Here is a 12,454-nt window from a genome sequence, read left to right as displayed (position 1 = left end):
TAATACAACCTTTGATACCGTTCCAGATTTTATTCTTATGGACTATGACGAAAACGAAGTATCACTGTCTGATTTTAAAGGGAAAGCACTTGTTATAAATTCATGGGCATCGTGGTGTCCGTTTTGTGTTGATGAGCTACCTGATTTCGGAGTATTGCAGGATGAGTTTGAGGGTGAGATTGTGGTCATTGCGATTAATCGGTCGGAACCACTCTTGCGGGCAAAAGAATTTAGTGACAGATTTGGTGTGACCGATAAAATAACTTTTCTTCTCGACCTGAAAGATAGCTTTTACCAGTCAATCGGAGGATTTTCAATGCCTGAAACGCTTTTTGTAGACAAAAATGGCAACATTCGAGTACATAAACGAGGACCGATGGAGCTCTCCGAAATGAGAGAAAAGGTTAATTTAATTTTGCATTCGCCCTTCTAAGTTTTTAGCTATGTTTAGCAAAGCTAAACGAAAAGTGAAGAAAGCAAATTTGGGAGACAAAATAAATTTATTTATCAGTAGATTTTAAAATATCGATTTTTAATAGCTAAAAATTTAGAGAGGGAACATGGAACCAATTAGCATCGGATTTATTATAGCGGCATTTGTAGCTGGACTGCTTACATTTCTGGCTCCATGCACTTTGCCATTGGTGCCAGCGTATCTTGGATTTATAAGTGGTGTATCGACCGAAGACTTGGAAGATCCAACTCGTGCTGCCTTCGCCAGAAGAAGAATTTTTCTCAACGGAGTATTTTTCATTCTCGGCTTTACTATTGTTTTTATTGTCTTCGGTACGCTTGCAGGGCTCATAGGGCAAGGGCTCGTACCCTATCGTATTTGGCTGACGCGCATTGGTGGTGTATTGGTGATACTGTTTGGACTGTTTATGCTCGGCGTTTTCAACTTGTCGTTTTTGCAGATTGACCGGCGGATAAAAATGCCATCATTTCTTAAAATAGGTAGACCAACCACCTCTCTAACCATTGGATCGGCATTCGCATTTGGTTGGACTCCGTGTGTTGGTCCTATCTTGGGTTCCATACTTCTCTTAGCGTCTACTTCCACAACGGCGTTTCAAGGAGCGGTGCTTCTAAGTGTGTTTTCAGTAGGGCTTGCGATTCCATTCCTACTTGTCGCATTGGGGTTTTCGCACGCAACCAAGTACATAGAAAAGATTTCTAGATATCTTAAATGGATGTCGATAATTGGTGGAATGTTTCTCATTCTTATTGGAATACTTCTTCTTACCAATAACTTCAGTCTGCTAATCCAATATGGCTTCCAAATCTTCGATTTTATTGAGTACGACAGACTTCTGGATTATCTTTGATATCCCCACTTTTCTTTTTTGATGTTTTAGGTATATACTGATTTGCATTACAAAAGCTAAAAAACTTTTTATGGAAGAAGATACTATAATGACAAATATACGCATACAGAAGGCTATGATACTCGTACTTATCTTTCTTGCAGTATTTTTGGTGATGAAGACCATTAGTGAGATTAAAGAGTATCGATTTATCGGTGGTGGCGTACCAGCCACAAATGTGGTGAGCGTCACCGGTACAGGTGAAGTGTTTGCAGTTCCCGACGTTGTTGAATTCTCTTTTTCTGTTATAGAAGAACGAGAAACAGTAACGGCTGCACAAGATGAAGCAGCAGAGAAAATAAATGACATTCTTTCGTTTTTGAAAAAAAATGATATTGGAAAAAAAGATATCAAAACAATCAGTTACAATGTGTATCCACAGTACGAATACAAACATGAATCGTGTACTGGCGGATTTTGTCCTCCTGGTGGCGAGCGGGTACTCTCAGGATTTGAGGTGAGTCAAACTATTTTAGTTAAGGTACGCGACACAGATGAAGCGGGGAGTATAGTCGCAGGAATAGGGGAACGTGGAGCAAGTAATATAAGCGGACTTAATTTTACAATTGACGACGAGAGTGAGCTTCGCAGAGAAGCTAGAAAGAAAGCAATTGATGAAGCGCAAAAAAAAGCAAAAGAATTAGCAAAAGATCTTGATGTAAAACTTGTACGCGTTGTGAACTTCTCTGAATTTGGCGACCAACCATTTTACCCGCGATTTGATTTTGCAGAAGCGACAGTATTGGGGAAAGTGGGTGGATCTATGGCACCAGAGATTCCAGTGGGTGAGAATAAAATAGTATCGAGAGTAACTATTACTTACGAAATACGCTAATACCACCCCACGGAGGTCCGACCTCGGGGGGGGCGTGCACATAAAATAACCTTCTAGTCCTTGACTAAAAGGTTATTTTATGTTCTTCTTCAAGGTGAAGATTCTAAAGTTTTGTTGTTCCACTTTATGTTAATTTGAAATTAGGAGGTTTTTTATGACTATCTCGTGTAGTCTTGCGGATATGCAATCTGGCGAATTAGGTGCTGAAGTTAGAAAGGCCTTGTATAAAATTGTTGAAAAAAACAAAGTCGTAACAAAGGACGGCGACGACAGTAGTAGTACAACTATCGGTAGCGACAAAAAAAGTCGTTTCGCAAGAAAAAAGGTCGCTTAATAGCGCCACAGTTTGGGAAGTAAACATTATATCCAGCAGTCACAGACCGCTGGATATTTTCTTGACATATTTTTACAAAGATGTAGTATTCATAAAAGCCCCGAGGGGTGTTTTTTTTTAAAAAACAGCATGAGCCGATTAATCAATTATATAAAAGAAACAAAAGGAGAACTCAAACACGTCAGCTGGCCTACGAGGAAGCAGTCAATCATCTTTACCGTGCTTGTTATTTGCATTTCAATTTTTACGGCGCTTTTTTTAGGCTTCTTTGACTTCGTTTTCACTTTTCTTCTTGAAACGTTCATCATTTAATTCACCCTCCTAAGTTTTTAGCTAAGTTTAGCGAAGCTAAATAAAAAAGTGGGGAAAAGAAATTTAGGAGATAAAATAAATTATTTACAAGTGAGTCAAAATTACTGATTATTTAATAGCTAAAAATTTAGAGAGGGTACATGGCAAAGCAAATAATAGGTCAGGAACGTAACTGGTATGCTGTACACACATATGCAGGCTATGAAAACGCAGTTGAGCGCAATCTAAAACAGCGCATAGAATCTCTTGGTATGGAAGATCAGATTTTCGATGTTATAGTGCCAACCGAAAAAAAGATAAAAATAAAGGCAGGTAAACGGGTGGAAGAAGAGGAAAAAATATATCCCGGCTATGTGTTGGTGGATATGATTGTAAACGATGATTCGTGGTATGTGGTCAGAAACACTCCTCGTGTCACTGGTTTTGTCGGCTCTGGAGTTCACCCCGTACCTCTTGTAAAGACGGAAGTCGATGCGATTTTCGAGAGAATGAATTCAGAGACCGTAAGGCACAAAATTGATCTATCCATAGACGAAGCGGTTATAATAGTTGACGGACCATTTAAGGAGCTTGAAGGCAAAATTGGCGAAATAGATGAGGAGCGGGGCAAGGTAAAAGTACTTGTTCCAATGTTTGGTCGCGATACACCAGTAGAACTCGATTTCTTGCAAGTTAAGAAAATTTAGAAAATCAATGATTACGAGCTTGCCAAGCGAGAAGGGATGTGATTTTCTTAACCCTGTTAAATGCGACTTTATCGCTCCCGCTTCGCGGAATTTAACAGGGTGATGATTTATATATTCGTTATCACTCATTAAAAATCAATCATGGCAAAAAAAGTAGAAAAAAAATTAAAACTTCAGATTCCGGCAGGCAAAGCAAACCCAGCTCCACCTGTGGGTCCTGCTTTGGGTCAGGCGGGAATAAACATTGGTGAATTTGTCACAAAGTTTAACGACGCAACAAAAGAAATGATGGGAGATATCATTCCCGTTGAAATCTCCGTGTATGAAGATCGAAGTTTTGATTTTGTACTCAAGACTCCTACAGCTTCGCGTCTGCTTCTAAAAGCGCTCGGTAAAGACAAAGGTTCTGGTAAAAATCTGATCACCAAAGCTGGTACGGTAACCAAAGCGCAAGTTCGGGAAATTGCAGAGAAAAAAATGCAGGATTTAAATGCAAATGACACCGAAGCGGCAATGAAAATAATTGAAGGCACCGCCCGCTCAATGGGGATTGAGGTGAAGTAGAGAACCTCAATCGAGTTTTTGAGCTATTTTGCAAAGCACTACAGCAAAATAGCCAAAAAGTGCACAGCTCCTGTAAGGCATAGAAGTGCGATAAGCACTTCTATGAATCTTGCCAGATATTTCTTTTTTTGGATCAATAGCAGAAAAAGGCTCAACAATGTTGAGCCTTTTGTTTTTTTAAAAAAGTGCTATTCTGTGTGATAGTTTAGTTCTTTACAAAGAGAGAAATGTTATGAAAAAAGCTACAAAGGCGGTTAAAAACAGCACGTATAAACCCACCGAACCTAATCTGTTGATGAAGCGTGCAACACGAATCATCACAGGTTCAGGTGATTTTGAAGATCGTTTTGTTTCTGATCATAAGGAGCTTAAGGAATTACTTGAGAATTTTCGACACATGGGATGTGCGATTGCATTTACTACAGGTGTCTGGGACCTCCTCCATATTGGTCATGCGAAATACATAGAACGTGGTCACATGGAAGCAAAACGGATTTGTTCTGATTTCGAGCGTGTAGTCATGGTAGTTGGTGTAGATACAGATAAATTAACAAGTGAGCGCAAAGGTCCGAAACGTCCTATTGTGCCTGAGGATGAACGTTACCGCGTGCTCGCATATTTACGTGCGGTAGATATTGTTACACCGCAATATAAAGCTAACACGCTGTTTAAGATTGTACTGCCTAATGTACTAATTATTTCCACGTCGACGAAGGATCTACCTCCTGACGTTGAGGTATTAAAGAAATACTGTGGTGATCTTGTGAATCTTGAACCACAGGCAGAAACGTCAACTTCTGCACGTATACGTCGTCTATCAATCGATGGTGCCACAGAACTTGGCGGAAAAGTACAACAGACAATCGAAGCTTATTTTGAAGGAGGTGGCTAATGTCAAAGCAAATAATTGTTTCCTATGTTCCTTCACCTCATCGCGGGTACATTGAGTTCTTCCGCAAGTATGCAGGTGGATCACTTTATGTAATGGGTTCTGAGCTCATAAAGGAACACACGAGCCTTGTGCGAAATCTCCCGGCAAACACACCGGAAGATGTCGTTATCATGGTAAAAGCTCTTGATATCTTTTCCGATGTTCAAGTGCTCCAATCGGATTACATCAGTGGATTGTTTACGGGTGGAATAAAAATTATAATGCCTGACGAGGATGTCTCACGTGCTCTCGCGAAGAAGTATTTCCGAAACTTACCGATTCATTTTGAATCAGTTTGGCTTCGTTGGGACTGGGGCAGTGTTCACACCAAAACAGCACCAATGAAGCACCGAGTTGTAAGCTGTGATGAGCTCGACCGTGAGTTTATGGGTAGAGCATATGCACTTTCAAGACAGAGTTCTGACTGGTGGCGACAAATAGGAGCCCTGGTAGTAAAAGATGGTACTGTTTTGTTTACTGCATTTAATAAGCACCAACCATCGGAACACAGCCCATATCTTGTCGGTGATCCGCGAAGTCATTTTGAGGCCGGAGAATCAATCGATATGTCATCAGTACCTCATACGGAGATAAGCATTCTTGCGGCTGCGGCTAAAAGTGGAATCAGTCTTGAAAGAGCGTCTCTCTACATCACTACATTTCCATGCCCACCGTGCGCGCAGGCTCTATCACATTCAGGCATTAAAAGAGTGTATTATTCAGAAGGATATTCACTCGTTGGCGCCCAAGATGTTTTACTTGCGCGAGACATTGAACTCGTTCATGTGCGCATGTGAACGCACCCCTGTTAATTTGACAGGGGTTTTTTTATTTTTTATTTTGCATTCCAAATCCAACAACGGTTTTTATTAGCCTTGTATTTTTTGTTGTATGTGCAACTCCTGAAATAATTTGTGCGTGTAAATGATTGACACTCGCACCATTATAACGAGTGTCGCCGTAACGCATCACCAATGTTTCGCCCTTAAGTTTAAATTTTTTACTAACCCATGTGAGATGACCTAATAGTTCATACCAAGCCTCTTTTTTTAAATCAGAAATATGTTCAATGTGATTTTTATGCACTAAAAGCAGGTGCGTTTTAGATCCTTTGTACGGTTCAAAATTTTTTGTTACAAACCAGTATTTACCCTTATGAATAATCGGTTGGGTGTGATATTTGAAAAAGTGTTTAGGACAGAAAGGACACACGTTGTCATAATCAATCTTCTGCAACACTTTTTTATACTGTGTCCGCCCGATTGAATTTTTGACATCAACACGCTGTTTCTTAGTTTTTTTAACCATGACGTTCTTTAGTATAAAAGAAGAAAGGCCATCTGCAAAGCAGACGGCCTAATAATGATTTCCAATATCCACTACGGTGCGTAAGGAATCTGCATCGATGGGTGCGGGTCGTAATCTTCGATTAAAAAATCATCACTCCCAAACGCAAATAAATTTGTGTTATCAGAAACAAGATTTAGCGTAGGAAATCGACGTGGGTTACGCTCCAACAATTCTCGTACTTTTGGAATTTGATTCTCATATATATGGGCATCAGCGAAAGTGTGAATGAATTTCCAGGGTCGGAGTCCAGTAACTTTGGCAACCATGAGAAGAAGTGCTGCATATTGAATCATGTTGGATGGAACTCCGATTGGAAAATCAGCAGAACGCTGGTCCATCCGCATGGAAAGTTTTTCACCAAAAACACGGAAATGAAGCCATCCATGACATGGTGAAACTACTGCCTTCTGGTGCCCGCCGCGGCCAATATAGTATGGTATCCATGGGGACACGAGATGTGTGCGAATTGATGGGTAGTTCTTGATTTGTTCGATGACATGCTCGAATTGATTGAATACACCACCGTCTGGTGTTGGAAAATCATGGAACGCACCACCATATGAACCTGGGCCAAGATCGTCAGGTTCTAGGCCTAATCTCGTTCCTTTACCTCGATAGTCTTCCCAGAAATCACATCCGTACGATACAAGTCCGTCGAGTGTTCGTATACCGTTTACAAACGCAATAATTTCAGCAATGGGCTTGCGCCAAAAACCAATCTTTCGCTCAGTGATTAGTGGCGCCCCATTCGTTAAGTCAAATACCATGGGAGGCAATTCGCCGAAGCAGGTAATTGCTCCAATCCCTTGTGGTGTTTCAGCAACCCGCACTCCGGTGTCTAGAATTTGACGAAGTCGGTCTCGGTACTGTGTGTCTGGTGACCGCTCTGCAAAGGGTTTGTAGAATGTCATAGGATATCTCCTTTGGTCTGTAGAATGTTGTGGATTTTCGTTTTGTAATGATCTAAACTTGCGTTACCGTAACGTTTTATGGCTTTACAGTCAAGGTGTTTGGTTTGTATTTATCTGATGATAGAATGACACATAATGATGCCAACTGACTTAATAAAAAAAGAAATACAAAAAGCGCTTGACTCGCTCTCTTTGAAAGCCGAAGGCATTCAACTTGAACACCCTGTGAGCACAAGCTATGGGGACTATTCAAGTAATATCGCGATGATGCTTGCAAAAACATCTAAGCAGAGTCCAAAAGAGCTGGCAGAGAATATTGCGGAGAAAATACGTGAGAACAAGCCACAAGAGATTGAGAAAATCGAAATCGCTGGTTCTGGGTTTATCAATTTCTTTCTCTCACACGAATTTTTTGCAGACAGCATTGCAGAAATTTTAAGTGCAAAAGAAAAATGGGGGAGTAACGAAAGTCTTTCAGGTAAAAAGATAATGGTTGAATACACCGACCCAAATCCATTTAAAGAATTTCACATTGGACATTTGATGAGCAATGCTATTGGTGAGTCACTCTCACGACTCATTGAATTCTCAGGTGCCGAAGTTAAGCGCGCAAACTATCAAAGTGATGTGGGATTACATGTTGCAAAAGCAATCTGGGGGAGAATGCAAAAGCCAAATTCGAGCTGGGGGGAAGTATACACGATAGGCACGCAAGAATATAAAACAAATAAAAATGCAATAGATACACTCAACAAATCCATATATGAAAAAAGCGACGAAAAAATAAACATGTTGTATGAAGAAGGGAGGAAAGCGACTCTAGAAGAGTTTGAAAAAATATATAAGAAGCTAAATACAAAATTTGACTACTACTTTTTTGAAAGCGAAGTTTGGCCTTTTGGTAAAAAAATCGTAGAGAAAAATGTTGGAAACATTTTTGAAGAAAGTGACGGCGCAATAGTGTTTAGAGGTGAAAAATATGGATTGCACACACGAGTATTTTTAACCTCGGAAGGTTTGCCGACATACGAAGCGAAAGAGCTTGGACTGGTAAAAATAAAATACGATAAATATAAATATGATGAATCTATCGTCGTTACTGGCAATGAAATACGTGAATATTTCAAAGTACTTCTTTCTGCAATAAAACTCATTTATCCGGAACTTGCAGAAAAAACAATACATATTTCTCACGGCATGTTGCGCTTACCGTCTGGGAAGATGTCATCGCGAACAGGTGATGTTATAACAGCGGAGAGTTTGATAGGACAGATAACAAAGAGCGTACTTGAAAAAATGAAAGACACTGATGTTCAAGACAAAGAAATAGTTGCCGAGCAGATTGCAATCGGTGCGCTTAAATATTCAATACTTAAACAGTCTGCAGGAAAAGATATTATTTTTGATTTGAATAAGGCTCTGTCATTTGAAGGGGATTCTGGCCCGTATTTGCAATATGCACATACGCGAGCGCAGGCTATTCTTTCAAAAGCAGATGAGCAAGAAATTAAAGAAAGTACTAAAAAGCGATCAAATGTAATTTCAGAACTCGAAAAGCTACTCTATCGTTTCCCAGAAACGATAGAGCGCGCTCAAAAGCATCGCGAACCACATTACATTACGACATACTTAATAGAACTTGCTGGGGCATTTAATTCGTTTTATGCACAAGAAAGAATTGTTGATGCGAAGGAACACGCTGAATACAAAGTGGCTCTTACGCGAGCTTTTCAAATCACTATACAAAACGGTCTGTGGATTTTAGGGATCAAGACTCCAGAGAAGATGTAATCCATCGTGAAATCTGTAGATAAAAATGATATTATGAAAAAACGACATGTCAGAAAAACATAAGCAAAACAGCGACATTTCGAAGCGTGAAGAAAAAATTCTTGCGTTTTGGAACAAGAATGACATTTTTAAAAAATCAGAGAAGAAAGATGCTCCACGTGGAGAGTTTGTCTTTTATGATGGACCACCGTTTGCAACAGGCCTCCCGCATTTTGGACACATTCTTGCCGGAACCATAAAAGATGCTATTCCACGCTATAAGACAATGCAAGGTTTCAGGGTGAGGCGCAAATGGGGATGGGATTGTCACGGTCTTCCACTTGAAAACGAAATAGAAAAGGAGCTGAATCTCGGGACCAAGCGTGATATTGAAAACTACGGAATTGAAAAATTTAATAAGAAAGCACGCGACAGCGTTTTACGCTACGAAGATGACTGGAAACGGATCGTGCCACGCATGGGGCGTTGGGTTGATATGGAGAGGGATTATAAAACCATGGATACAACGTACACCGAGTCTGTCTGGTGGGTATTCAAAACTCTTTATAATAAGAAACTTATTTACAAAGGATTTAAATCAATGCATCTTTGTCCGCGATGCGAGACCACACTATCAAACTTTGAAGTCAGTCAAGGATATAAAGATATCACTGATTTTGCAGTAACCGTAAAGCTTGAACTTAAAGATGAGCCAAAGACATATCTACTTGTTTGGACTACGACAGCATGGACATTACCAGGCAATATGGCAGCTGCGGTGCATAAAGACAAAACGTATATAAAAGTTTTAATGGATAAGGAGCGGCTGATTGTGGCAAAAGATCGAGTTGAAATACTTGGTAGCGAATATAAAATCCTTGAGGAGTTTAGTGGAAGCAAACTACTGGGCAAAGAATACAAGCCGCCATTTAATTATTACAAAAATGCGAAATTCCCCGGCAAGAAAAATGCGTGGAAAATATACCACGCTCCATATGTAAAAATGGATGAGGGTACTGGGCTAGTACACATAGCTCCTGCATTTGGGCAAGAGGATATGGAGCTTGCACAAAAAAATGAAATTCCACTAGTTCATCATGTCGGAACCGATGGTAAATTTACAAAAGAGGTAGAAAATTTTGCAGGACTATTGGTAAAACCAAAAGAGAATCACCAAAAAACCGACATAGAAATAATAAAATACCTGGCACATAAGGGACTGTTGTTTGCAAAAGAAAAAATCATACACCCCTATCCATTTTGTTGGCGTTGCGATACACCACTTTTAAACTATGCTGCCTCGTCGTGGTTTGTGAAAGTAACCGCTCTCAAAAACAAACTTGTTTTAGAAAATAAAAACATTCGTTGGGTTCCAAAAGAAATCGGAACGCGACGGTTCCACAAATTGCTCGGTGGGGCACCCGACTGGGCGATATCCCGTTCACGTTATTGGGGTGCGCCACTTCCTGTGTGGAGAAATGAAAGAACAGGTGAAATAGAGATAATAGGTTCTATTAAAGAGTTAAGAAAGAGAACAATTTCTTCCAAAAATAAATATTTTATTGTACGGCATGGAGAATCAGAAAGTAATGTAAAGGGAATAATAAGTTCACTTGTTGAAAACCAACACAAACTCACAAAAAAAGGAAAAAATGAGGCACTTTTTGCAGCCCGTTCTTTGGACAATAAAATTGATTACATAATTGTATCCCCACTGTTAAGGACAAAAGAAACAGCGGAAATTATTGCAAAAGAAATTGGTCTACCAAAATCAGCAGTTCTAGAAGATAAGAGGATTGCAGAAATTAATTTAGGGAAACTTAACAATAAACCAGTTTCAGAGTATAGAAAGTTTGCTTCAACATACGAAGACAAGTTTGTTAAAACTCCTGACGGTGGAGAAAACTTCTCTGAAATGAAAATACGTATTGGGAAGTTTTTGTATGATATTGAAAATAAATATAAAGAAAAGAATATTCTTATCGTTACACATGAGTATGTCGCATGGCTATTAACTGCTGTTTCTGAAGGTGCTGATATTGCAAGAACAATAGATATAAGAGGTAAGGAAGATGATTACATCAGGACAGGTGAAGTAAAAGAGCTTTTTTTTGTACCACTTCCCCACAACAGTAACTACGAGATAGATTTGCATCGTCCATCAATTGATAAAGTCACTCTTTTAGGTAACGATGGTGGGAAATTAAAACGAATAGAAGAGGTATTTGACTGTTGGTTTGAATCCGGTTCCATGCCATACGGGCAATTTCACTATCCGTTTGAAAATCTTGATCAGTTCAACCCACGACCAGGACTATTTCGTCGCGTTCGTGGCTACCCGGCTGATTTTATTGCAGAAGGGATAGATCAGACTCGCGGATGGTTTTATTCCCTCATTGTGCTTGGTACTGCACTTTTTGGCAAAAGTCCGTACAAAAATGTAATAGTAAATGGCACTATACTTGCCGAAGATGGACAGAAAATGAGTAAGCGTCTCAAAAACTATCCAGATCCGATGGATGTGGTGCATACATATGGAGCTGACTCATTGCGGTACTATCTTCTTTCATCTTCGATTATGAGGGGAGAAGATTTACACTTTTCTGAACAAGGTGTTGGTGATGTGATGAGAAAAATTATTATGCGTCTGTCAAATATCCACTTGTTCTATGCATTGTACGCAGACAAACATCAAGATGGGAATCCCGACAGTGCGCATATTCTAGATAGATGGATTCTCTCCCGACTCAATCAACTTATCGTTGAAGTAACAGAAGCCATGGAGAAGTATGAGCTTGATCGTGCAACTCGTCCAATAGCGGTTTTTACAGATGATTTTTCAACATGGTATTTGCGGCGTTCTCGCAATCGTTTTAAGGGCGATGATCAAAATGATAAACAGCAGGCACTTGAGACCACTGCATTTATATTTTTTGAACTCTCAAAGATAATGGCGCCGTTCATGCCATTTTTTGCAGAGGAGCTATACCAGCAAGTTAAAAGAGCACAAGCAGGTAGCGTTGAGAGTGTGCATCTTGAGCAGTGGCCTACAGCAGATGAAATAGATGAAGATGTGCTTGTTGACATGCACGAAGTGCGCTCTGTTGTTTCAAGTGTACTTGAATTACGCGATGAAGCAGGGATTAAAGTTCGCCAACCACTTAAGAAATTAAGAGTTAAAGTATCAAAGACAGAAATGAAAACTATTGTTAGAAAAAGAATATATGATTATAAGGCGGTGTATGACATTATTAATATGTTTATGTATGAGGCTAATTGGAAGGGTATGATACTCATAGAAGATACACCTTTCGTACCTATTAAGGGAGTCAAAGGTGTACAGTTTAGTCTTACTGCCATACGTAGTCTGTCTGAATTTGTGGGTATAGTTAAAGGA

Annotated in this window: 12 protein-coding genes; 10 read left to right on the top strand and 2 right to left on the bottom strand. The window is 39.7% G+C overall.

What is annotated here, in order from left to right; all coding sequences use genetic code 11:
- From IIB50_02205 to IIB50_02170, 8 genes are all read left to right on the top strand, one after another.
- The coding region (locus IIB50_02205) for a TlpA family protein disulfide reductase (GenBank protein ID MCH7529907.1) at positions 1-433 on the top strand (433 nt) is incomplete at its 5' end.
- A gap of 127 nt (positions 434-560) precedes the next feature.
- Entirely contained in the window at positions 561-1,325 is a 765-nt protein-coding gene (locus IIB50_02200) for a sulfite exporter TauE/SafE family protein (protein MCH7529906.1), read from the top strand.
- Positions 1,326-1,395: 70 nt separating this feature from the next.
- Positions 1,396-2,199, top strand: a complete 804-nt coding sequence (locus tag IIB50_02195; GenBank protein MCH7529905.1) for an SIMPL domain-containing protein — start codon at positions 1,396-1,398, stop codon at positions 2,197-2,199.
- A 463-nt stretch (positions 2,200-2,662) separates the two neighbouring features.
- Entirely contained in the window at positions 2,663-2,845 is a 183-nt protein-coding gene (gene secE / locus IIB50_02190) for a preprotein translocase subunit SecE (protein ID MCH7529904.1), read from the top strand.
- Between the two features lie 140 nt (positions 2,846-2,985).
- Entirely contained in the window at positions 2,986-3,531 is a 546-nt protein-coding gene (gene nusG / locus IIB50_02185) for a transcription termination/antitermination factor NusG (GenBank protein MCH7529903.1), read from the top strand.
- 141 nt (positions 3,532-3,672) lie between these two features.
- Positions 3,673-4,095: a 50S ribosomal protein L11 gene (rplK, locus tag IIB50_02180; protein MCH7529902.1), complete on the top strand. Its 423-nt coding sequence runs from the start codon at positions 3,673-3,675 to the stop codon at positions 4,093-4,095.
- 232 nt (positions 4,096-4,327) lie between these two features.
- Positions 4,328-4,987 carry an adenylyltransferase/cytidyltransferase family protein gene (locus IIB50_02175; protein ID MCH7529901.1) on the top strand — a complete coding sequence of 220 codons (660 nt, stop codon included), beginning with the start codon at positions 4,328-4,330 and terminating at the stop codon, positions 4,985-4,987.
- Positions 4,987-5,823: a hypothetical protein gene (locus IIB50_02170; protein MCH7529900.1), complete on the top strand. Its 837-nt coding sequence runs from the start codon at positions 4,987-4,989 to the stop codon at positions 5,821-5,823. The genes IIB50_02175 and IIB50_02170 overlap by 1 nt, the downstream gene beginning before the upstream one ends.
- A gap of 31 nt (positions 5,824-5,854) precedes the next feature.
- Here the strand turns inward: IIB50_02170 and IIB50_02165 are convergent, their stop codons facing one another.
- The gene (locus tag IIB50_02165; GenBank protein ID MCH7529899.1) at positions 5,855-6,334 is read right to left on the bottom strand and encodes an HIT domain-containing protein; all 480 of its coding nucleotides are present in this window, start codon (positions 6,332-6,334) and stop codon (positions 5,855-5,857) included.
- Between the two features lie 71 nt (positions 6,335-6,405).
- Entirely contained in the window at positions 6,406-7,287 is an 882-nt protein-coding gene (gene thyA / locus IIB50_02160) for a thymidylate synthase (GenBank protein MCH7529898.1), read from the bottom strand.
- Between the two features lie 135 nt (positions 7,288-7,422).
- Here thyA and argS point away from each other — a divergent pair, with 135 nt between their 5' ends.
- The gene (gene argS, locus IIB50_02155; protein MCH7529897.1) at positions 7,423-9,078 is read left to right on the top strand and encodes an arginine--tRNA ligase; all 1,656 of its coding nucleotides are present in this window, start codon (positions 7,423-7,425) and stop codon (positions 9,076-9,078) included.
- A 46-nt stretch (positions 9,079-9,124) separates the two neighbouring features.
- Positions 9,125-12,454: class I tRNA ligase family protein (locus IIB50_02150; protein ID MCH7529896.1), on the top strand; the 3,330-nt coding region annotated here is incomplete at its 3' end.

The organism is Patescibacteria group bacterium (assembly GCA_022560785.1).
Lineage (GTDB): Bacteria > Patescibacteriota > Minisyncoccia > Phycocordibacterales > JADFSL01 > JADFSL01.
The sequence above is the reverse complement of the archived record's forward strand: the minus strand, read 5'-3'. Positions and strand labels throughout refer to the sequence as shown.